Here is a 20,962-nt window from a genome sequence, read left to right as displayed (position 1 = left end):
AAGTCAGTCGTTGCGCTCGCTATACTCAATTGCATCGCCTGTCCCCCGGAGTTCTTCCCATGCTCAAAACAGCGATCGTCCTGATGCTGATTGCCACGGTGATCAGCCTGTTCAGCGGCCTGTTTTTCCTGGTCAAGGACGACAGCAGTTCCAATCGCCTGGTCATCGCCTTGAGTGTTCGGGTGGCATTGGCCGCTGGCACCGTCGGCTTGATCGCCTGGGGCTTTTACAGCGGCCAATTGGTCTCGCATGCACCTTGGTAGGGTTGTTCCTCAGAGTACGTAAACGAAGATAAACAGGCCGATCCACACCACGTCGACGAAGTGCCAATACCAGCTCGCCGCTTCGAAGCCGAACTGGTGCTCGTTGTCGAAGTGGCCCTTCATGATCCGCATCAGCATCACAAACAGAATGATCGTGCCGATGGTCACGTGGGCGCCGTGGAACCCGGTGAGCATGAAGAACGTCGCGCCATAAATGCCCGAACCGAGGGTCAGCCCCAGTTCGTGATAGGCGTGTATGTATTCCTCAGCCTGGAAACCAAGAAACGCACAGCCAAGCAACACGGTGATCGCCAGCCAGATTTTCAACGCGCCGCGATGGCCCTTCTTCAAGGCATGGTGGGCGATGGTGATGGTCACGCTGGAGCTGACCAGCAGGATCGTGTTGATCAGCGGCAGGCCCCACGGGCTGATGACGTCCTTGGGCGGCGGGAACAGTTTCGGATCCGGCGTGTGCAGCAGCGGCCAGGTGAACTGGAAGTTCGGCCACAGCATGTGCGCGATGCCTTTGGTGCCTTCCCCGCCGAGCGCCGGGCCGGAGACGTGGCGCACGTAAAACAGCGCGCCGAAGAAGGCGACGAAGAACATCACCTCGGAGAAGATGAACCAACTCATGCCCCAGCGAAACGAGCGATCCAGCTGCGCGCTGTAGAGTCCCGCGCGGCTTTCCTTGATCACCGCGCCGAACCAGCCGAACAGCATGTACGCCAGCAACAGGCCACCGACGAAAAAGATGTACGGGCCGTGGGATTCCGGGCGCGCCGCCTTCAGATCGTTGAACCACGTAGCGAGGCCATACACGGTGATGGCCATGCCGAAGGTGGCGATGATCGGCCATTTGCTTTGCGGCGGAACGTAATAATGCTCATGAGTTGCCATTTATTGTTCTCCTTATCGGGCACGCTCAACCGCCAGTGTTTGCAGCCACCGGCGGATGTCGGGCGGTGATATCGAACAGCGTGTAGGACAGCGTCAGGTGCTTCACTTCCTTGGGCATGTCGCGGTCAACAATGAAACGCACTGGCATCTCGATCTGCTGACCGGGCTGCAGCACCTGCTGGGTAAAGCAAAAGCATTCGGTCTTGTGGAAATACGCCGCCGCGTTACTCGGCGCGATGCTCGGCACGGCTTGCGCGCTCATCGGTTTGTCGGTGGGGTTGCGCGCGATGAAGATCATTTCGTTGACTGCGCCGGGATTGGCGGTGAGTTCGTCATGCTTGGGGTAGAAATCCCAAGGCATGTCGGCGGTGTTGGTCGACAGAAACTGCACGCGTACCTGGCGCGAAGTGTCGACCACTTGCTCGCCCTCGTACTGCCCGGCAGTCTTGCCGTTGATGCCGAAGGCTTTGCACATCACGTCGTAGATCGGCACCAGGGCAAAGCCGAAAACGAACATCGCCACCACCACCCCAAGCAGGCGGGTGACGAGCTTCTTCATCGATACCGAGTCAGCCATGGCTTCCACCCCCTATCGGTGATGCCTTTGTGGCGAGGGGATTTATCCCCGTTGGGCTGCGCAGCAGCCCTGAATCCAGCGCACACGGTTTGCCTGATAAATCTCGGTTGCAGATTTTGGGGCTGCTTCGCAACCCAGCGGGGATAAATCCCCTCGCCACAGGGGATCTGTGTACTGCCCAATAAGAGTTGTGAGCATCCACAGGGGATCTGTGCCTTTGCACAAATTTCACAAAAGGCTGGATATTCATTTCACTTCCGGCGGTGTGGTGAAGGTGTGGTACGGCGCCGGTGACGGCACGCTCCACTCCAGACCTTCCGCGCCATCCCATGGTTTGGCCGGTGCTGGCGGGCCGCCGCGAATGGTTTTGATCACGATGAACAGGAAGAAAATCTGCGTCGCACCGAACATGAACGCGCCAATCGACGAGACCATGTTGAAGTCGGCGAACTGCAGGTTGTAGTCCGGAATCCGTCGCGGCATCCCCGCCAGTCCGACAAAGTGCATCGGGAAGAAGGTCAGGTTCATGCCGACAAACGACAGCCAGAAATGCAGCTTGCCGAGGGTTTCGTCGTACATGTGGCCAGTCCATTTCGGCAGCCAGTAATAGGTCGACGCGAAGATCCCGAAAATCGCCCCCGGCACCAGCACGTAGTGGAAGTGCGCGACCACGAAGTAGGTGTCCTGATACTGGAAGTCCGCCGGGGCGATGGCCAGCATCAACCCGGAGAAACCGCCGATGGAGAACAGGATCACGAACGCCACGGCAAACAGCATCGGCGTCTCAAAGGTCAGCGAGCCTTGCCACATGGTGCTGGCCCAGTTGAACACCTTCACCCCGGTCGGCACCGCGATCAGCAGCGTCGCGTACATGAAGAACAGCTCGCCCACCAGCGGAATGCCGACCACGAACATGTGGTGCGCCCAGACGATGAACGACAGGAAGGCGATGCTTGCCGTGGCGTAGACCATCGAGGTATAGCCGAACAGCGGCTTGCGCGAGAAGGTCGGAATGATCGAGCTGACGGCGCCGAAGGCCGGCAGGATCATGATGTACACCTCGGGATGCCCGAAGAACCAGAACACATGCTGGAACAACACCGGGTCACCGCCACCGGCCGCACTGAAGAAACTGGTGCCGAAGTGGATGTCCATCAGCATCATCGTCACGCACCCGGCCAGCACCGGCATTACCGCGATCAGCAGAAACGCGGTGATCAGCCAGGTCCAGACGAACAGCGGCATTTTCATCAGCGTCATGCCGGGGGCGCGCAGGTTGAGGATGGTCGCGACGACGTTGATCGCGCCCATGATCGAACTGATGCCCATCAAGTGGATGGCGAAGATGAAGAAGGTCACGCTTTCCGGCGCGTAGGTCGTCGACAGCGGCGCATAGAACGTCCAGCCGAAGTTCGGCCCGCCACCGGGGGTGAACAGGGTCGACACCAGGATCAGGAACGCCGCCGGCAACAGCCAGAAGCTGAAGTTGTTCATCCGCGGCAGGGCCATGTCCGGCGCGCCGATCATCAACGGGATCATCCAGTTGGCGAGGCCGACGAACGCTGGCATCACCGCACCGAAGACCATCACCAGACCGTGCATGGTGGTCATCTGGTTGAAGAACGCCGGCTCGACGATTTGCAGCCCCGGCTGGAACAGTTCGGCGCGAATCACCATCGCGAACGTACCGCCGAGCAGGAACATGCAGAACGCAAACCACAGGTACAGCGTGCCGATGTCCTTGTGGTTGGTGGTCAGCACCCAGCGCATCAGGCCTTTGGCGGGGCCGTGGGCGTGGTCGGCATGACCATGGTCATCGATGACAGCGCTCATGGCCGGTCTCCTTTACGTGAGTGGGCGGGGCAGGCCGGGGCGCGTTGCCCCGGCCGGTTCACGAAGTACGCGATAGACCGGCTCATTTGCTTTCCGCCTGTTTCAGCTCCAGCACTTCTTTTGGCGTGACCATGTCGCCCTTGTTGTTGCCCCAGGCGTTACGTTCGTAAGTCACGACCGCTGCGATATCGACTTCCGACAGCTGCTTGCCGAACGCCGCCATGGCGGTACCGGGCTTGCCGTGGAAGACAATGCTCAAGTGGCCTTCTTTCGGGCCGGTGGCGATTTTCGAGCCCTTGAGCGCCGGGAACATTGGCGGTAGGCCCTGACCTTCGGCCTGGTGACAGGCGACGCAGGTGGTGTGATAGATCTTGTCGCCGCGTTCCTTGAGTTCGTCGAGCGTCCATTCCTTGCTGGTCAGCTCTTTAAGCTGCGCGGCTTCGGCTTTGCGCTCGGCAAGCCATTTGTCGTAGTCGGCCTTGTCCTTGACCTCGACCACGATCGGCATGAAGCCGTGATCCTTGCCGCACAGTTCGGCGCACTGGCCACGGTAAATTCCGGGCTTGTCGATGCGCGTCCACGCTTCGTTGACGAACCCAGGAATCGCATCGCGTTTAACTGCGAAGGCCGGCACCCACCACGAGTGGATAACGTCGGCGGAGGTCACGAGGAAGCGCACCTTGGCCCCGGTCGGCAACACCAACGGCTTATCGACCTCGAGCAAGTAGTGCTCGCCCTTGGCTTCCTTGTTGTGGATCTGCTCGGCGGGGGTGGCCAGGTTGCTGAAGAACTCGACGTCCTGCCCCAGGTATTTGTAGTGCCACTTCCACTGATAGCCGGTGATCTGGATATCGATATCCGGCTCACTGGTGTCGTACATCTTGATCAGGGTGGCAGTCGCCGGCACGGCCATCGCCACCAGAATCAGAAACGGTACGACGGTCCAGAGAATTTCGACGGTGGTGCTTTCGTGGAATTTTGCGGCGACCTGCCCGGTAGAACGGCGGTGCACCATCATCGACCAGAACATGGCGCCGAAGACGATGATCCCGATCACCACACAGATCCAGAAAATGGTCATGTGCAGGTCGAATACTGCGTGACTGATTTCAGTCGCTCCAGGCGCCATATTCACAGTCCAGGCAGCGTCTGCCGGACTGAAAATCGACCACAACAGGAGGCCCATCCAGACGTGTGGATGTCGCATCATTGCGGGTTCCCCTTATCGTTCTTGTTATCCCGCCGGCTTTCGCCTGCGGCAAGGGAGCGGCTGCATCAGACTACGAACTTGAATCGCCGGGCCTTGCTGCGGGTGCAGTCGGGCGTCATCAGCTAACTCCATTCACTGGCGAGTATAGTCAGCGGCTGAGAAATGCAATGTGCTGAAGTAAATGATCTGAAACAGCGGGTGCTTGCATTCGAGGGCACGAATGGAGAAGGATGCAGACGAGTGGTGGCAAATCGATATAACGCAGTTGCATCAAGGATGAAATAATTATGACAAATGCGTCTTAGCATTTTTCGTAAGCCAGCTAACTTATGTCTTCCCTATTTCATTGCCTTGTTTCCTGGAGTTTTCATGAACACCGCCGCATTGCGCGAGCAGATCCAAACAGCCCAACAACATGAGAAAGACACTGGCCTGCTGACCCGTCAGCTGGAAAGCAAGCTGCCGCATCTACACCCGTCGATCCAGTTACCGGAAGCCGACGCCAATGGTGTGCTGACGCGTTTTGTCGCCGCCTACATCGATGAAGTGCCGGACCTGCTGGACGCAGCCAATGAAGTCGCCAGGGAAGCGGGAATCGAATCGCAGATCAAACCGGTGCTGAAAATCGCCGAGCAGTATTTCCTTCAGCCGCCGGCCATCATGGCCGGGCACGTTGGCCTGGACAGCCTGCTCGACGAAGCCTATCTGGCGCACCGTTTTGTCGAAGAGGTCAACGACCTGTACATCAAGCATTTCGGCCAGCCATTGATCCCCTTGGACATGACGGTCGCCAACTTGATTGCTCACCAATTGATCGGTGAGGAATTTGCCAACCAACTGGACGAAGCGGTGCATCACGCCATCGACGAGATGCTCAACGACGAGAGTTTTGCCCTGGAGTCGGTAGAAGCCTACCGCGACAAACTCAGCAGTCCGGACACCGGCGCCGCGTGGAAACGCTGGCCGTGCATGGGCCGCCGCCTGGGTGTGGGCCTGGAACTCGACCAGCCCGCCGCCTGAGTTCACACGATCCAATGTAGGAGCTGCCGCAGGCTGCGATCTTTTGACCTTGTTTTTTACAATCAAGATCAAAAGATCGCAGCCTGCGGCAGCTCCTACGGGGGTTGAGTTCAACCCGGAGATTTAGCCGGCTGCACCGATGCCTGTTGTTGTGCGAATCCGTCCTTCAAGTCTGCGCTTCAAGCCTCGCGATTCGATCAACAGTTTCGAGCCCTTCGCCGCATTCGCCCGGCCCCACTCCTCCAGCAACTCCAGACACGAATGGTCGATGTAGCTCAGGTTATTGAGCGGCACATGCACCGTCGTGCCCAGCGGAATGCTGCCCAGCACCTGCGTCAGCGCCGGCACCTTGAGGAAGGTCGCCGCGCCGACCAGACGCAACTCCATTTCGCCTTCCTGCGGCAGATCGATCAGGCTGATCTTCAACCGCGAAGCCTTGAACGCCAGTTTCAGCAGGGTCATACCGAAACCGATCAGCACACCCGTCAGCAGGTCCGTGAAGATAATCGCCAGCGCCGTCGCCGCGTAAGTGAACATCGGCATCCGTCCATAACGACCCAGACCACGAAACGCCTTGAGGTCGACCAGTTTGAAACCGGTATACACCAGCACGCCCGCCAGACTCGCCACCGGAATGCTTTGCAGCACGCTCGACAGCAACAGCACGAACGCCAACAGCCACAGGCCATGGAAGATCGTCGAGTACCGCGTGGTCGCACCGGCCTGAACGTTGGCCGAACTGCGCACGATGACCCCGGTCATCGGCAGCGCGCCGACCAGGCCGCAGAGCATATTGCCGATACCTTGCGCCGACAGCTCACGGTCAAAGTCCGAGCGCACACCGTTGTGCATACGATCCACCGCGGCGGCAGACAACAGGGTTTCCGCACTGGCGATAAACGCCACGGCGAACGCCGCGATCAACAGCGTCGGGTCAGCCAGGCTGAGCAGATCGGCAGGCCTGAGCCAATCAATCGCTTCCGCCAGATTCGCCGGTACTTCAACGCGTTTCACCTGTAACGCCAGCAGCAGACTCGCCCCCGTCGCCAGGCCGACACCGAGCAATGCCCCGGGCACGAAGCGCAGCGAATGCGGGCGAAACTTCTCCCACAACCACATCACCGCAATCGTCGACAGGCCGAGCAACCCGGCCTGCCAGCCGAACGACGGCAAGGCCTGCGCCACGGCCGCCGGGAACGCCGTGAGGTTATCCAGCCCTGAAGGTTTCGGCGATGCATCGAGCATCACGTGCACCTGTGACAGCACGATCAACACACCAATCCCCGCCAGCATCCCGTAGACCACCGCTGGCGCCGTGACCCGAAACCAGCACCCGAGCTTCAAGCGCCCGGCCACCAGTTGCAGAAAACCGGCGAGCAGCAGAATCGGCCCGAGCATCTCGATGCCGTGCTGGCGCACCAGTTCAAAGACCAATACCGCCAGACCCGCCGCTGGCCCACTGACCTGCAACGGCGAACCCGCCAGCCAACCGACCACCAGACCACCGATGATGCCGGTGATCAGACCCTTGGCCGGCGGCAACCCTGAGGCAATCGCAATGCCCATGCACAGCGGCAGGGCGACCAGAAACACAACCACTGAAGCGAGCAGCTCCCGTGGCAACACCGCTTTCAATTGAGCCGCACGCATGGCGATTCTCCCGAAGTTTTCTTCAGGCATGGCAAGGCCGGGTCGCTGAATCAGCGACCGGCGTCAAACCACACAGATGTTTAGGAGGATTTAGAAGCGCGCTTTGGGCGTCGCCACCGGAATCGGATGGCTGCCATCGAGCGGCAGGAAGCGTCCCTGATCCGCGTCGTAAGCTTTGATTTCGCTGGTTTCGATGTTGTAGACCCAGCCATGGATGAACAAATGACCGTTCGCCATGCGCGAGGCTACCGAAGGATGGGTACGCAAGTGCTGCAACTGGGCGATGACGTTTTCCTCGGTGAGGATCGGCATGCTTTCTTTTTCGTCGGCGCAGTGACAGTTGTCATGCACCATGGTTTTCGCGACTTCGGCGTGGCGCAGCCAGGCTTTGACCGTCGGCATTTTTTCCAGGCTGTCCGGGTTGAGCACCGCACGCATGGCGCCGCAATCGGAGTGGCCGCAGATGATGATGTGCTGCACGCCGAGGGCCAATACCGCGTATTCGATCGCGGTGGACACGCCGCCGTTCATCTGGCCGTAAGGCGGGACAACGTTGCCGACGTTACGGGTCACGAACAGGTCGCCAGGCGAGCTTTGGGTGATCAGCTCGGGGACGATGCGCGAGTCGGCGCAGGTGATGAACATCGCTTTTGGCGACTGGGCCGTGGCGAGTTTCTTGAAGAGTTCTTCCTGCTGCGGAAAAACCTCATGATGAAAATGCAAAAAGCCATCTACGATCTGGCGCAGCGCTGCATCGGCGGATTCCGCTTCTGGGGTTTGCGCCGACGCAGCCAGCGGCTGTTTATCCTTATCACTCATGATTCATCCTCTTTGACGGATTCAGGGAATCTTCCCCGGTATTCCGGTATGAAGCCAGTGGCTGTTTAAACTATCCCGGTCATCCCGACCGGTCAGTCACTCGATGAACAAGGTAGCCGCCGAAACTTAACTCAAACTGAATCAAACGCTCTAGAACGTGTGTTCCAGGTCACAAAAAACGTGACTGGCGACTTTCGACGGAAGGATTCCAACCCCTCAACCCAGAGCTAATTGTCGCTAAATCAACGACATCTGGCGACCCGGCGGACAGAAGGCTGTGCAATCGAGGTTGTAGCCTTCGCGATGATTCAGACCAAGACGTTTAATCGCCTTCGAAAACCGCTGAGCCAACAGATCGGCAAACACTCCTTCGCCGCGCATGCGTGCGCCAAAACGACTGTCGTACAGCTCGCCGCCACGGCTCTGACGGATCAGGCTCAAGACATGCGCCGCCCGTTGCGGATAGTGCGCCTGCAGCCACTCTTCGAACAGCGGCGCCACTTCCAGCGGTAGACGCAACATCATGTAGGCGGCACTTTGCGCGCCGGCGGCGTGGGCCTCGTTGAGCAGGTTTTCGATCTCGCTGTCGTTGATCATCGGAATCATCGGCGAACACAGCACACCGACCGGAATCCCTGCTTCGCGCATTACCCGAATAGCGCGCAATCGCGCCTTGGGCGCCGCCGCGCGCGGTTCCAGAATGCGTTTGAGTTCATCGTCCAGCGTGGTCAGGCTGATCATCACCGCTACCAGCCGCTGCTGCGCCAGCTCGGTGAGCAGGTCGAGATCACGCAAGATCAGCGAGCCTTTGGTGACGATGGTCACCGGATGCTTGTAGCGCAGCAGCACTTCGAGGATTTGGCGGGTGATCTTGTGTTCGCGCTCGATCGGTTGATATGGATCGGTGTTGGAGCCCAGATTGATCGGCGCGCATTGATAACCGCGCTTGCTCAGCTGTTCTTCCAATACCTGGGCGGCGTTGGTCTTGGCGATCAGCCGGGTTTCGAAATCCAGCCCCGGCGACATGTCCCAATAGGCATGGCTGGGCCGCGCGTAGCAATAGATGCAGCCGTGTTCACAGCCGCGGTAGGGATTGATCGAGCGATCGAAGGGCAGATCCGGCGAGGTGTTGCGGGTGATGATGGTTTTCGCGGTCTCGATCATCACCTCGGTGTTTTGTGTTTCGGGCACTTCCTGATACCAGCCGTCGTCCTCAGCTACCGAACGGCTCGGCGCGAAGCGGTTGTGCGGGTTGGTCGCGGTGCCGCGGCCGCGAGGTGGCAATGGAGTAGACATGAAAACGCCCCGATACTGTATATGCACACAGTATCGGGGCGTTGCGCATCTGGCTAGTGCCGTCGGGCGACTGGTCAGTTGTGCTGTGTTACCTGACCGAGATCATCGCTGGAGGTGTGTTTCATATCCTCCTTGCGCAGCTCGGCAACATCAGCAGCCTTCACCGGCGCACCCTTGTTGCCCCAACTGCCACGAATAAAACTCACCACATCCGCGACTTCCTGATCCGACAAACGCCAGGCGAAACCCGGCATGGTGAAAGTAGAAGGCGCGGTGTGCGTCGCCGGCAGGGTACCGCCCTTGAGCACGATGTGAATCAGCGAGGTCGGATCTTCCGATTGCAGCACCGGATTGCCCGCCAGTGCCGGGAACACTCGCGTGTAGCCGTGACCATCGGTGCGGTGACACGCCGCGCAGTTGTCGATGTACACCGAGGCACCGCGTTGGCTGTCGTCGCCGTTCCACAGCGCTTTGGCGGCTTTCTCTTCGTACTGGTGCGGTTGATCGTTTGGATCATTGGCCGGCAGCGACTTGAGGTAGCGGGCGATGGCGGTCAGGTCGGCGTCGGTCATGTATTGCATGCTGTGGGTGACCACATCACTCATGCCGCCGAACACCGCGCTGCGATCGCTGCGTCCGGTCTTGAGGAATTGCACCAGTTGCTCTTCGCTCCAGCCGCCGAGGCCGTCCTTGTGATCGCCGCGCAGGCTCTTGGCGATCCAGCCTTCCAGCGGCGCACTGCCGGCGAGGAAGTTGCTGCCATCGGCCGCGCTCAAGGATTTTTCCTGCATGGTCAGCGCACGTGGCGTGTGGCAGGCGCCGCAGTGGCCGAGGCCTTCAACCAGATACGCGCCACGGTCGATCACCGGGTCGGTACTCGTTGCTTGGTAGTCCTCGACCTTCGGCGCAAACATCCAGCGCCAGCCCATCAATGGCCAACGCATGCTCAACGGCCACGGAATGTCGCTGGCCTTGTTCTCCTGCGCGACGGGTTCGACGCCGTGCATAAAGTACGCGTACAGCGCCTGCATGTCGGTTTCGCTGACACGCGCGTAGGACGGATACGGCATCGCCGGGTACAACGTACTACCGTTTTTGGCGACGCCATGGCGAACGGCCTGATCGAAGTCCTCGAAGCTGTATTCACCGACGCCGGTTTTGTCCGGGGTGATGTTGGTCGAATAGATCGTGCCGATCGGCGTTTCCATCGGCAGACCACCGGCGAACGGCTTGCCGCCCTTGGCCGTATGGCAGGCGACGCAGTCACCGGCGCGGGCGAGGTATTCGCCTTGGTTGATCAAATTTTGATCAACCTCAGCCGCATGAATCGAGGCGCTGCCGAGCAGCGCCAAGGTGGCGATAACGAAATTTTTCATGGTCATCGCTCCTTAAGCCTGAACCAGCGGGCCGGGGTTTTTCAGGTATTGCTCGCGAATCGCCTTCGCCGACCAGTAGGTCAGTGCCGCGACCAGCCCGGTCGGGTTGTAGCCCAGGCCTTGCGGGAACGCCGAGGCGCCCGGAACGAAGACGTTATGCACGTCCCAGCTCTGCAGGTAGCGGTTCAGAGCGCTCTTTTTCGGATCGGTGCCCATAATCGCGCCACCGTTGAGGTGGGTAGTCTGGTAGGACGCAGTGTTGAAGTGGTCGCCGACTTTCTTGCCGATCACCGCGATGGCTTTCGGGCCCATCGCTTCGGCGACCTTGCCCATTTTCTCGACCATGAAGCGGTTCATCTTGATGTCGTTTTCCTGCCAGTCGAAGGTCATCCGCAGCAGCGGCAAACCGTAGGCATCGCGGTACACCGGATCGAGGTCGAGGTAGTTGCCACGGTAAGACTGATGCGCACCGTGGGCGTCCATCGACACCTGGTGGGTGTAGTAATCGGCGGTCGCGCGTTTCCAGTCACTGCCCCAGGCCGGGGTGCCCGGCGGGTTCGAGGTGCCGGCAATCGGCCGGCTGCCGGCCTGGTTGACCCACATCGGCGAGCCGCCGACGAAGCCGTGCGGGCCGTGGTCGAAGTTGTCGGCGTTGAAATCGTCCAGCGCCACGCCGTTGCCGCCAGCGCCGATGAAGTTGTTGGTGTGGGTGTCTTTGTCGAAGAACGCCTTGATGGTCGCCATGTTCTGGTAGGCGAAGTTACGCCCGACCACGCCTTCGCCAGTCTTCGGGTCGTACGGTTTGCCGATGCCGGACAGCAGCATCAACCGCACGTTGTGCAGCTGGAACGCACCGAGGATCACCAGATCCGCCGGTTGCTCGATCTCGCGGCCCTGGCCGTCGACGTAGGTGACGCCGGTGGCTTTGCTCTTGGTGCTGTCGAGGTTGATCCGCAGCACGTGGGCGTTGGCGCGCAGCTCGAAATTCGGCAGCGGTTTCAGCGCCGGCAGAATGTTCACGTTCGGCGAAGCCTTGGAGTACATGTAGCAAACATAACCGCTGCAAAAACCGCAGAAGTTGCACGGACCCATCTGCGCGCCGTAAGGGTTGGTGTACGGCCCCGACGTATTCGCGGAAGGCAGGTTGTAAGGTTTGTAACCGACCTCTGTAGCCGCTTTGCCGAACAGCTGTGCGGACACCGTATTCTTCTGCGCTTCCAGCGGGAACGGGTTGGAGCGATCCGGCGCGTACGGGTTGCCGCCCTTGCCCTGACCGACCAATTGACCTTTCACGGTCCAGGCCTGGCCGGAGGTGCCGAAGACTTTTTCGGCGAAATCGAAAAACGGCTCCAGCTCTTCATAGCTGACGCCGAAGTCCTGGATGGTCATGTCCTTGGGGATGAAGCTTTTGCCGTAGCGCTCTTCGTAGTGGCTACGCATGCGCAACTCGATCGGGTCGACCCGGAAGTGCACGCCCGACCAGTGCAGGCCGGCACCGCCGACGCCGTTGCCCGGCAGGAACGCGCCCAACTGGCGGTTCGGCAGGGCGATGTCGTTGACGCTGTGGCGAATGGTGACGGTCTCTTTGGAGATGTCTTGAAAGAGTTTTTTGCGCACGCTGTAGGTGAGTTCGTCGATTACCTGCGGATAGTTACCGTCGGGGTAGGTGTCCTGCATCGGCCCGCGCTCCAGCGCCAGCACGTTGAGACCTGCTTCGGTCAGTTCCTTGGCCATGATTGCGCCGGTCCAGCCGAAACCGACGATGACTGCGTCAACCTTCTTCATTACCGTTGCCATGCTTACGCCCTCTCGCCGCGAATCGAAACTGCCGGGAAGGGGTATTGCTCGTTGCGTTCCACCCAATCCATAAAATCGGCGCGGGCGCCGGGGAAGCCGATCATGGTCCAGCCGACCATGCCTTTATTGCCACCGTGGATCGGGTCGCAGAAGAACCCTTCCTTGGTGTTTTGCAGCAGCAGATTGAAGAAAATCTTCGCCGGAACCGCATCGAACTGTGGTTTGCCGGCTTCAAGTTGCTTGAGCAAATCGTCTCGGGTAGCGCTGTCTTGCTCAGCAAATACTTTACCGTTGAGGGATTTTGCCCACTGATCCGTGGCGGCGATGCCGAGGCGATAGATCTCTTTGGGCACCAGTTTGCTCTGCCAGCCCATTTCCGGAGCGGCGTCGGCGTTGAACGGGCCTTGCATGTACCAGAGGGCGCCGGCGGCGTACGGCGTATTCATCTGGCGATCGATGTATTCCGGCACGCCGGCTTCGAGCGCGCCCGGGCCTTGGGCATCGTTGGGGATCAATTGCGCGACGGCGGCATTGATGAACGCCCATTCTTCGGCGGTGAAGTAATTCGGCTGATACGCGCCGGCGTCAGCGCGAGCGGCTTGCCCGGCCGGAGCAGCAGGCGCAGCTGCGGGCGCCGCTTGCAGCACGCTGCTGCCCAGACCGGTGCCGGCCAGGGTGACCACCGGGATCAGGGTCAGGGATTTGCGCAAAAACTCACGCCGCGGGTTGTCTCGACTTTCATCAGACATGGGGTGCACCTCATCAGGCATCAGGGGGTAACCGTTTCTGCGAACGGCTTGAGGATTTTTCGTCGCGACGCGGCCGGATGACCCGGAAAAGGGGGCCGCGTCTGCAACATCGTGTGACAAATGGTAGCAGGCTAAGCTTCGGGATGAACCGATTCAGTGGAAAAAAGAGCGGTTTTTGTTGGCTGTACGCCATGAAACAGCGCTGATTGACGATTCTTTTACAAACGGCTCACGGGGCTTTGACCGCCGAACATCGAAGCTATGGTTCCTCTCATCGATGAATCCCGACACGGTCACCAGCATGTCCCGAGTGCGTTTGTTCTCTGCTTTGTGTTTATCGCTTGTAGTGCTGCTGCCCTGGATGCCGGCCCACGCCGCGTCGGCAACGGCTGTTCGCCCGACTGAATGGGCGCAGCCGGTCGAGGTGCAATACAACCTGTTCCAGATGTCGCCAACGCTCTATCGCAGCGCATTACCCGATGGCGGCGCGGTGCCGCTGCTGAAAAATCTCAAGGTCGCCACCGTGATCAACTTCCTCCCGGAAGCGGACAGCAACTGGCTGTCGGAGTCGGGCATCAATCAAGTACAACTGCCGTATCGCACCAACCACGTCGACGACGCCGATGTCCTCAAAGCCCTGCGCGCCATTCAGGCTGCTGAAGCCAACGGCCCGGTGCTGATGCATTGCAAACACGGCTCCGACCGCACCGGCCTGATGGCCGCGATGTACCGCGTGGTGGTGCAAGGCTGGAGCAAAGAAGACGCCTTGAGCGAAATGACCCAAGGCGGATTCGGCGAGAGCGGCCACTTTCGCGACAGCGTGCGCTACGTGATGCAGGCTGATGTCGACAAACTGCGCACGGCGCTGGCCAATGGTGATTGCAGCACCAGCGCATTCGCTACCTGCTCGATGAAGAGCTGGTTGCAGTCGGTGAATCTCAAGTAAGCGCAGGGTTCAATTCGCCTTCGACTGCCGTGGGTTCAAGGCTGACGGGCTGACCGAGGAACATTTGCATGGCGCTCAGTAGCGAAGACGAATCGCCGGATAAAAACGCTTCGCGAAACGCCCGCCCGGTGTGCGGGTTGAACACGCCATCGTGCTGAAAACGTTTGAACGCCTCGGTCGCCAGCACGCCTGACCGCTTGTAGGCATACACCGAGGCTTCGTAGCCGGTGGCCAGATAATCGAAGCTGTTGGCGAACCGGCAATAGTCCGGCATTTGTAGCGTGGGAAATTCGCGCTGCACCGCCTCGAATACCTGCGCAATACTGCGGCCGTCGCCGTGGCTTTGGTGCAATTCAAAATCCAGTAACGCCCCCATCAGCAACATCGCCGTGGCCCTGCTGGTCTGTGCCTCAAGCGCGGTCAGTGCGGTGTTGACCCGCTCTGCGGTCAGGCGCTCACCCGTTTGATGGTGCGCCGCCAGCCACAAGAGAAACTCCTGCGACAAACACCATTGCTCAAACAACTGCCCGGTGAATTCGGCGGTATCGCGGGCGAATTGTGAAATGCCTGACAAATTGAAGTGCGGCGAGCGCGTCAGCACCTGTTGCAGGCAATGCCCGAATTCATGGAGCAGCACCCGCAGATCGTGATGCGAAAGCAGGCACGGGTGCTCAGCCGTCGGGGCGGTGAAATTGCTCGACAGCACGGCTATCGGCGTCGCCAAGCGCCCTTCGGCATTGATTCGCCGATTACGCACGGTGCCTGTCCAGGCATAGTCGGGCGCATTCTCAGCCGCGTACGGATCCAGATAGATGTGCCCGATCACTTGGTCGTGCTCACTGACCTCGAACAGGCGCACCTGCTCATGCCAGCGATCAAACGTGAGTTGCTCGCGAATCGCGATACCGAACAGGTGTTCGCTGAACCGGCATAACCCGCGCAACGTGCTCTCCAGCGGGAAGTACTGGCGTAAGCCCTGCAGGGCGCCGTCCAGTTGCTGCACACGTAATTGCTCGGCGAGAAAATCCGCATCCCACGCCTGAATCGTCCCGAAGCCCTGCTGATCGGCGAACGTCCGCAGCGTTTGCGCCTCCTGCTCCAGCAAAGGTTTCGCCAGCGCTACCTGCTGGCGCAGAAAGGCGCTGACCTGAGTGGTGTTGGTGATCACCCGGTTGTCGAGGCGCAACTCGGCGAAATTGTTGAAGCCCAGCACTTGGGCTTTCTCGTGACGCAACGTCAGCAGTAAACTCAACACCGGCTCGTTATCGAACTGATCCGCCTGCGGGCCCTGATCGGAGGCGCGGGTGCTCCAGGCAATGAAGTATTCCTCGCGCAATGCACGGTCGCGAGCGTAGGTCATGATTTGCTGGCAGGTATTTTGATCCAGCGTGAGCAGCCAGCCGTCGAGCCCGGCTTGCCTGGCCTTGAGCGCCAGTTGCGCCTGACTGTGCGGGCTGAGACCGGCGAGCAACGTGACATCGGTGATGTGCTTGATCCACGCGGCATTGGCGAGTTCGATCTGGCTTGAAAACAGTTGTTCGAGCCGGCCGATAAGGCGATTCAAACGTGCCAGCTTCTCCTGTGGTGCCGCAGGTAACTCCACCCCGGACAAGCGAAAGCGGCGCAGGATTTTCGCCAGTGAGGCTTTGCGCGAAGCATCGAAATGGCTGGCAACCGCACTGTTTTCCAAGCGTTGAAACGTACGGAACAACGGCACGCTCGCCAACTTGTCAGTTCGGTATTGCCCTGCGATCTGGCTGCATTGCGCGTTGGCTTTTCCCCACGCGCTGTCGGCGGATTTCCCCATCGAAAGGTATTCGATCACCGCCATCGCTTCCGCCAATCTGGCATCGGCTTCATCAACGGCAAGGATCACATCATCCCAGTTCGGCTGTTCGGTCTGGCTGGCGATTACTTGCTCAATATTTTGCTGGTTATTGGTCACGATCGCGGTAATCGCGGGCAGCAGATGTTCGGCACGCACGGTCGACCACGGAGGCAGCGTCCAGCGTTGTAACAGCGGATTGGAATCAGGCATGACGTCTTCCTTGAAGGATGGCTGAAGAGCCAGCCTAATCAGGAAGCGCAGGGGAAGGGTGGTACATAGTTACCACCTTTCACCGCAAAAACGGTGAAAGGTGGGTTAGCCGTCAGTGTTGCTCGTCAGGCTTTTTCTTCAACTTCGGGTTGGGGAAAAACTGTACCGCTTGCACAGTCTTGTCCGGCGCAGGTTTGCTGATCGCGCTGGTGTTGACCCGCGTGCCCAACTCCTTTGGCACCGACAGCCCTTGCTCGTTGAGCGTGTCGGAGTAACCGCAAGCCACACATTCACGGTGCGGCACGCTGTCTTCGTTCCACATCATCAACTTGTCCGGCTCGCTGCACGCCGGGCAGACCGCCCCGGCGATAAAGCGTTTCTTGGTAATCACAGGCCCGTCACTCATGCTGCCGCGTCCTCACTCAGGCCGCTGTGGCGCAACAGTGCGTCAATCGACGGCTCACGGCCACGGAAGTCGACGAACAGCACCATCGGTGCCTGCGAACCGCCGCGCGCCAGAATCGCTTCGCGGAAGGCGCGACCGGTTTCTGCGTTAAGCACGCCGTCTTCTTCGAATTTCGAGAAGGCATCGGCCGACAACACTTCAGCCCACTTGTAGCTGTAGTAACCCGCCGCATAACCGCCGGCGAAGATGTGCGCGAAGCTGTTCGGGAAGCGGTTGTAGGCTGGCGGACGCATCACCGACACCTCGTCACGCACGCCTTCGAGCACCTGCGCGGCAGTGCGGCCGTCACCGTGGGTGGCGTGCAGTTCGAAGTCGAACAGCGAGAATTCCAGCTGACGGACCATCATCAGGCCGGACTGGAAGTTCTTCGCTGCGAGCATTTTTTCCAGCAGATCCTGCGGCAGCGGCTCACCGCTTTCGTAGTGAGCGGAAATCAGCGCGAGGCCTTCCGGCTCCCAGCACCAGTTTTCCATGAACTGACTTGGCAGCTCGACCGCGTCCCACGCCACGCCGTTGATCCCGGAAACACCGGCGTGATCAACGCGGGTCAACAGGTGGTGCAGGCCATGGCCGAATTCGTGGAACAGCGTGGTCACTTCATCGTGGGTCAGCAGCGCAGGTTTGCCGCTGTCGGCCGGGGTGAAGTTGCACACCAGATTGGCCACCGGGCTTTGCAGCACACCGTCAATGGTGCGACGACGATCGCGGGCACCGTCCATCCACGCACCGCCACGCTTGTTGGCGCGGGCGTAGAGGTCGAAGAAGAAGCGGCCGACATGCTGGCCGTTTTCCTTGATTTCGAACAGGCGAACATCCGGGTGCCAGGTGTCGAAGCCTTTCTGTTCGGCGATTTCGATGCCGTACAGACGCTGAACAATGGCAAACAGACCGCCCAGCACTTTGTCGATCGGGAAGTAGGCGCGCAGGGTTTCCTGAGCAACGCTGTAGCGTTGTTCACGAAGTTTTTCGCCGTAGAAACCGCTGTCCCAGCTTTGCAGATCGGCGCAGCCCTGTTCGGCGGCGTAGGCGCGCAGCTGTTGCAGATCCTGTGCGGCGAACGGTTTGCTGCGCTTGGCCAGATCGCGCAGGAAGCTCAGCACCTGATCGCTGGACTCGGCCATTTTCGTGGCCAGGCTCAGTTCGGAGAAGCTGGCGAAGCCCAACAGCTTGGCCAGTTCCTGACGCAGGTCGAGGATCTCTTCCATCACCGGGCCGTTGTCGTTCTGGCCGGCGTTCGGGCCTTGATCCGAGGCGCGGGTGCAGTAGGCGGCGTAGACTTCTTCACGCAACGCACGGTCTTGCGCGTAGGTCATCACCGCGTAGTAGCTCGGGAATTCCAGGGTGATCAGCCAGCCATCGAGGCCTTTGGCCTGAGCAGCGGCGGCCATTTGCGCCTTGGCCGAATCGGTCAGGCCGGCGAGGGCGGCTTCGTCGGTGACGTGCTTGGTCCACGCCTGAGTGGCGTCGAGCAGCTGGTTGGAGAAGCGGCTGCCCAGCTCGGACAGTTTGCTCTGCACTTCGGCGTAGCGTTTCTGTTCGGCTTCCGGCAGGTCGATACCCGACAGACGGAAGTCACGCAGGGCGTGTTCCAGAATAGTCTTCTGCGCCACGTCGAAACCGGCGGCTTGCGGGCTGTTGGCCAGGGCTTCATAAGCCTGGAACAGCTCGCGGTTCTGGCCCATCTCGGTGGAGTAGGCGCTCAGGGCTGGCAGGCACGATTCGTAGGCTTCACGCAGTTCGGCGCTGTTGCACACGGCGTTGAGGTGGCTGACCGGGCTCCAGGCAGCGCCGAGGCGATCATTGAGTTCGTCCATCGCCAGTACCAGGCCGGCCCACGTCGGGTTCTGCACTTGGGTCTTGAGGATTTCGGCAATGGCGGCGCGGTTGTCGGCCAGGATCGTTTCGATGGCGGGCAGGACGTGTTCGGCACGGATCGTGGAGAACGGTGGCAGGTCGTAGGACTGCAGCAGAGGGTTGTTCACGCTCACGGTTGGCACCTTGGCTGGGGAAACATTGCCCCATCTTAATTACAATCGGCATTCACCGCAGCTATCGGCGACAGAGAGAGAAATTATCGTGTCCGTTCGCAAGTACCAGAATCACACCCCCAGCCTGAGCAAAGGCGCATTTGTCGACAGCTCGGCGGTGGTGATCGGCGACGTCGAAATCGGCGCAGACAGCTCGGTCTGGCCGCTGACCGTGATCCGTGGCGACATGCACCGCATCCGCATCGGTGCGCGCACCAGCGTGCAGGACGGCTGCGTGTTGCACATCACCCACGCCGGCCCGTTCAACCCCGACGGCTTTTCGCTGCTGATCGGCGACGACGTGACCATCGCCCACAAAGTCATGCTGCATGGCTGCAGCGTCGGCAGCCGCGTGCTGATCGGCATGGGCAGCATCGTCATGGACGGCGCGGTGGTTGAAGACGACGTGATCATCGGCGCCGGCAGCCTGGTGCCGCCGGGCAAGCGCCTGGAAAGCGGTTTCCTCTACGTGGGTAGCCCGGTGAAACAGGTCCGTTCGTTGAGCGACAAGGAACGCGCCTTCTTCACCTACAGCGCCGCCAATTACGTAAAGCTCAAGGATCTGCATCTGGCCGAAGGCTACGACACACTCTGAACTGAATTGGCGACTGCCCAGGAATTCCCATGCATTACCAAACCGTACTGTTCGACCTCGATGGCACCCTCACCGACCCGCGTGAAGGCATCACCCGTTCCATTCAGTTTGCCTTGGCCAAGCTCGGCATCGATGAGCCGGACCTGACCAAGCTCGAACACTTCATCGGCCCGCCGCTGTTGCAGGCGTTCATGCAGTTCTATGATTTTGATGAGGCCAAGGCGTGGGAGGCGGTGAATTTCTATCGCGAGCGCTTCAAGGTCACTGGCCTGTACGAGAACCGTATGTTTGACGGCGTCACACCGTTGCTGGAAACCCTCGGTGGCCAAGGTCGGCAGTTGTATATCGCGACGTCCAAACCGTGGATATTCGCCCGCGAGATCGCCCGGCACTTTGATTTCGCCCGGCACTTCAAGGTCATTTACGGCAGCGAACTGGATGGCACGCGCACCAACAAGGTCGAGCTGATTGCGCACCTGATGAAGGAAGAGGGGCTGGTTCCGGCGAATACGCTGATGATCGGCGACCGCAAACACGACCTGATCGGTGCGCGCAGCAATGGCCTGGATGCGGCGGCGGTCGGTTATGGATTTGGCAGTTTTGAAGAGCTGAATGCCGAGGCGCCGGCTTATCACTTTGAAACACTGGATGAGATGCATCAGGCGTTTTTGCGGCGCTGATCAGTCAGTCTTCGCGAGCAAGCTTTGCTCCTACAAAGGAAACATGGTCTGTAGGAGCAAGGCTTGCCCGCGAAGAGGCCCTCAGTAACATCCCGATTAATTGTTCTTCATCGAGTCCTCCTCCAACGATCTACTGTGAATGCAGAGTTCACGATCAAGGAGGATCGCTTATGAAAAGCCCATGCCACGCCCACCGCCTGCGCCTCGGCCGCTATTCCGGTGAAGGACAGATTTATCTGCTGACTGCAGTAGTCCGAAACCGTCGCCCGGTTTTTTCTACGTTTGCGGCCGGCCGACTGGCCGTCAATGCTTTCCAGAAAGCAGAGCAAGAGCAACTGGCGAAATCATTGGCCTGGGTGGTCATGCCTGACCATATTCATTGGCTGATTGAGCTGCAAAACTCGACGCTACCGTCGTTGATGGGGCGAACAAAATCTCGCACCACGGTTGGCTTGAATCGGTTGCTTAAAATGGAGGGAACCCTGTGGCAGTCAGGCTTTCATGACAGAGCAATCAGGCGAGAAGAGGATCTTCAAGCGGTTGCCCGATACCTCGTTGCTAACCCGCTGCGTGCTGGACTGGTCAAGAAGATTGGCGACTATCCGCTTTGGGATGCCATTTGGGTATGAGCATTCAGAGGCCCTTTCGCGGGCAAGCCTTGCTCCTACAAAAAGCGCACCCGCGATTCATCTGTAGGAGCAAGGCTTGCCCGCGAAGAGGCCG

Annotated in this window: 19 protein-coding genes; 6 read left to right on the top strand and 13 right to left on the bottom strand. The window is 59.7% G+C overall.

Going from position 1 to position 20,962, the window contains the following annotated elements; translation table 11 throughout:
- Positions 1-59: 59 nt before the first annotated feature.
- Positions 60-263: a twin transmembrane helix small protein gene (locus ACZZ0B_RS25825; protein WP_016986462.1), complete on the top strand. Its 204-nt coding sequence runs from the start codon at positions 60-62 to the stop codon at positions 261-263.
- 9 nt (positions 264-272) lie between these two features.
- Here the strand turns inward: ACZZ0B_RS25825 and ACZZ0B_RS25820 are convergent, their stop codons facing one another.
- The 4 genes from ACZZ0B_RS25820 to coxB all read right to left on the bottom strand — a co-directional run bounded on the left by ACZZ0B_RS25820 (position 273) and on the right by coxB (position 4,780).
- Complete coding sequence (locus ACZZ0B_RS25820) at positions 273-1,160, bottom strand: cytochrome c oxidase subunit 3 (protein WP_008081199.1); 888 nt, start codon at positions 1,158-1,160, stop codon at positions 273-275.
- 25 nt (positions 1,161-1,185) lie between these two features.
- On the bottom strand, positions 1,186-1,737 hold the full coding sequence (locus tag ACZZ0B_RS25815) for a cytochrome c oxidase assembly protein (RefSeq protein ID WP_463546535.1): 552 nt from the start codon (positions 1,735-1,737) through the stop codon (positions 1,186-1,188).
- A gap of 246 nt (positions 1,738-1,983) precedes the next feature.
- Complete coding sequence (ctaD, locus tag ACZZ0B_RS25810; protein WP_008081194.1) at positions 1,984-3,570, bottom strand: cytochrome c oxidase subunit I; 1,587 nt, start codon at positions 3,568-3,570, stop codon at positions 1,984-1,986.
- A gap of 82 nt (positions 3,571-3,652) precedes the next feature.
- Positions 3,653-4,780, bottom strand: a complete 1,128-nt coding sequence (gene coxB / locus ACZZ0B_RS25805; protein WP_463546534.1) for a cytochrome c oxidase subunit II — start codon at positions 4,778-4,780, stop codon at positions 3,653-3,655.
- Between the two features lie 369 nt (positions 4,781-5,149).
- Here coxB and ACZZ0B_RS25800 point away from each other — a divergent pair, with 369 nt between their 5' ends.
- The gene (locus tag ACZZ0B_RS25800) at positions 5,150-5,800 is read left to right on the top strand and encodes a hypothetical protein (RefSeq protein ID WP_008081191.1); all 651 of its coding nucleotides are present in this window, start codon (positions 5,150-5,152) and stop codon (positions 5,798-5,800) included.
- A gap of 123 nt (positions 5,801-5,923) precedes the next feature.
- Here the strand turns inward: ACZZ0B_RS25800 and ACZZ0B_RS25795 are convergent, their stop codons facing one another.
- The 6 genes from ACZZ0B_RS25795 to ACZZ0B_RS25770 form a co-directional block, all read right to left on the bottom strand.
- Positions 5,924-7,450: a SulP family inorganic anion transporter gene (locus tag ACZZ0B_RS25795; RefSeq protein ID WP_463546533.1), complete on the bottom strand. Its 1,527-nt coding sequence runs from the start codon at positions 7,448-7,450 to the stop codon at positions 5,924-5,926.
- 90 nt (positions 7,451-7,540) lie between these two features.
- Positions 7,541-8,269, bottom strand: coding sequence for a carbonic anhydrase (locus tag ACZZ0B_RS25790; protein WP_008081186.1), 729 nt, complete (start codon positions 8,267-8,269; stop codon positions 7,541-7,543).
- Positions 8,270-8,506: 237 nt separating this feature from the next.
- The gene (locus tag ACZZ0B_RS25785; RefSeq protein WP_463546532.1) at positions 8,507-9,565 is read right to left on the bottom strand and encodes a PA0069 family radical SAM protein; all 1,059 of its coding nucleotides are present in this window, start codon (positions 9,563-9,565) and stop codon (positions 8,507-8,509) included.
- Positions 9,566-9,639: 74 nt separating this feature from the next.
- Positions 9,640-10,941, bottom strand: coding sequence for a c-type cytochrome (locus tag ACZZ0B_RS25780; protein ID WP_463546531.1), 1,302 nt, complete (start codon positions 10,939-10,941; stop codon positions 9,640-9,642).
- A 12-nt stretch (positions 10,942-10,953) separates the two neighbouring features.
- The gene (locus ACZZ0B_RS25775) at positions 10,954-12,738 is read right to left on the bottom strand and encodes a GMC family oxidoreductase (protein WP_463546530.1); all 1,785 of its coding nucleotides are present in this window, start codon (positions 12,736-12,738) and stop codon (positions 10,954-10,956) included.
- A gap of 2 nt (positions 12,739-12,740) precedes the next feature.
- A complete protein-coding gene (locus ACZZ0B_RS25770) occupies positions 12,741-13,487 on the bottom strand; it encodes a gluconate 2-dehydrogenase subunit 3 family protein (protein ID WP_158830073.1) in 747 nt (248 codons plus the stop codon).
- 301 nt (positions 13,488-13,788) lie between these two features.
- Between ACZZ0B_RS25770 and ACZZ0B_RS25765 the strand changes: the two genes are divergently transcribed.
- On the top strand, positions 13,789-14,433 hold the full coding sequence (locus tag ACZZ0B_RS25765; RefSeq protein WP_463546974.1) for a dual specificity protein phosphatase family protein: 645 nt from the start codon (positions 13,789-13,791) through the stop codon (positions 14,431-14,433).
- On the opposite strand, the gene ACZZ0B_RS25760 is transcribed toward ACZZ0B_RS25765, so the two are convergent.
- The 3 genes from ACZZ0B_RS25760 to prlC all read right to left on the bottom strand — a co-directional run bounded on the left by ACZZ0B_RS25760 (position 14,426) and on the right by prlC (position 18,925).
- Positions 14,426-16,471 carry a M3 family metallopeptidase gene (locus ACZZ0B_RS25760; protein ID WP_463546529.1) on the bottom strand — a complete coding sequence of 682 codons (2,046 nt, stop codon included), beginning with the start codon at positions 16,469-16,471 and terminating at the stop codon, positions 14,426-14,428. The two genes, ACZZ0B_RS25765 and ACZZ0B_RS25760, sit on opposite strands and share 8 nt — an antisense overlap.
- Positions 16,472-16,583: 112 nt before the next feature.
- Positions 16,584-16,877: a YheV family putative zinc ribbon protein gene (locus ACZZ0B_RS25755; RefSeq protein ID WP_158830075.1), complete on the bottom strand. Its 294-nt coding sequence runs from the start codon at positions 16,875-16,877 to the stop codon at positions 16,584-16,586.
- Positions 16,874-18,925 (bottom strand): oligopeptidase A, encoded by a 2,052-nt coding sequence (gene prlC, locus ACZZ0B_RS25750; protein WP_463546528.1) that lies wholly within the window; start codon positions 18,923-18,925, stop codon positions 16,874-16,876. The genes ACZZ0B_RS25755 and prlC overlap by 4 nt, the downstream gene beginning before the upstream one ends.
- 88 nt (positions 18,926-19,013) lie before the next feature.
- Between prlC and ACZZ0B_RS25745 the strand changes: the two genes are divergently transcribed.
- From ACZZ0B_RS25745 to ACZZ0B_RS25735, 3 genes are all read left to right on the top strand, one after another.
- Positions 19,014-19,559, top strand: coding sequence for a gamma carbonic anhydrase family protein (locus ACZZ0B_RS25745; protein WP_463546527.1), 546 nt, complete (start codon positions 19,014-19,016; stop codon positions 19,557-19,559).
- A gap of 29 nt (positions 19,560-19,588) precedes the next feature.
- Positions 19,589-20,239: an HAD family hydrolase gene (locus ACZZ0B_RS25740; RefSeq protein ID WP_463546526.1), complete on the top strand. Its 651-nt coding sequence runs from the start codon at positions 19,589-19,591 to the stop codon at positions 20,237-20,239.
- Between the two features lie 170 nt (positions 20,240-20,409).
- On the top strand, positions 20,410-20,868 hold the full coding sequence (locus tag ACZZ0B_RS25735; protein ID WP_463546525.1) for an REP-associated tyrosine transposase: 459 nt from the start codon (positions 20,410-20,412) through the stop codon (positions 20,866-20,868).
- Positions 20,869-20,962: the final 94 nt, after the last annotated feature.

It is taken from the genome of Pseudomonas sp. AC247 (assembly GCF_979258015.1).
This window is presented reverse-complemented; position numbering and strand designations above follow the sequence as displayed.

Coding starts and splice junctions, on each gene's coding strand:
- ACZZ0B_RS25825 (WP_016986462.1), top strand. CDS start 60: ATGCTCAAAACAGCGATCGTCCTGATGCTGATTGCCACGGTGATCAGC.
- ACZZ0B_RS25820 (WP_008081199.1), bottom strand. CDS start 1,160: ATGGCAACTCATGAGCATTATTACGTTCCGCCGCAAAGCAAATGGCCG.
- ACZZ0B_RS25815 (WP_463546535.1), bottom strand. CDS start 1,737: ATGGCTGACTCGGTATCGATGAAGAAGCTCGTCACCCGCCTGCTTGGG.
- ctaD (WP_008081194.1), bottom strand. CDS start 3,570: ATGAGCGCTGTCATCGATGACCATGGTCATGCCGACCACGCCCACGGC.
- coxB (WP_463546534.1), bottom strand. CDS start 4,780: ATGATGCGACATCCACACGTCTGGATGGGCCTCCTGTTGTGGTCGATT.
- ACZZ0B_RS25800 (WP_008081191.1), top strand. CDS start 5,150: ATGAACACCGCCGCATTGCGCGAGCAGATCCAAACAGCCCAACAACAT.
- ACZZ0B_RS25795 (WP_463546533.1), bottom strand. CDS start 7,450: ATGCGTGCGGCTCAATTGAAAGCGGTGTTGCCACGGGAGCTGCTCGCT.
- ACZZ0B_RS25790 (WP_008081186.1), bottom strand. CDS start 8,269: ATGAGTGATAAGGATAAACAGCCGCTGGCTGCGTCGGCGCAAACCCCA.
- ACZZ0B_RS25785 (WP_463546532.1), bottom strand. CDS start 9,565: ATGTCTACTCCATTGCCACCTCGCGGCCGCGGCACCGCGACCAACCCG.
- ACZZ0B_RS25780 (WP_463546531.1), bottom strand. CDS start 10,941: ATGAAAAATTTCGTTATCGCCACCTTGGCGCTGCTCGGCAGCGCCTCG.
- ACZZ0B_RS25775 (WP_463546530.1), bottom strand. CDS start 12,738: ATGGCAACGGTAATGAAGAAGGTTGACGCAGTCATCGTCGGTTTCGGC.
- ACZZ0B_RS25770 (WP_158830073.1), bottom strand. CDS start 13,487: ATGTCTGATGAAAGTCGAGACAACCCGCGGCGTGAGTTTTTGCGCAAA.
- ACZZ0B_RS25765 (WP_463546974.1), top strand. CDS start 13,789: ATGTCCCGAGTGCGTTTGTTCTCTGCTTTGTGTTTATCGCTTGTAGTG.
- ACZZ0B_RS25760 (WP_463546529.1), bottom strand. CDS start 16,471: ATGCCTGATTCCAATCCGCTGTTACAACGCTGGACGCTGCCTCCGTGG.
- ACZZ0B_RS25755 (WP_158830075.1), bottom strand. CDS start 16,877: ATGAGTGACGGGCCTGTGATTACCAAGAAACGCTTTATCGCCGGGGCG.
- ACZZ0B_RS25740 (WP_463546526.1), top strand. CDS start 19,589: ATGCATTACCAAACCGTACTGTTCGACCTCGATGGCACCCTCACCGAC.
- ACZZ0B_RS25735 (WP_463546525.1), top strand. CDS start 20,410: ATGAAAAGCCCATGCCACGCCCACCGCCTGCGCCTCGGCCGCTATTCC.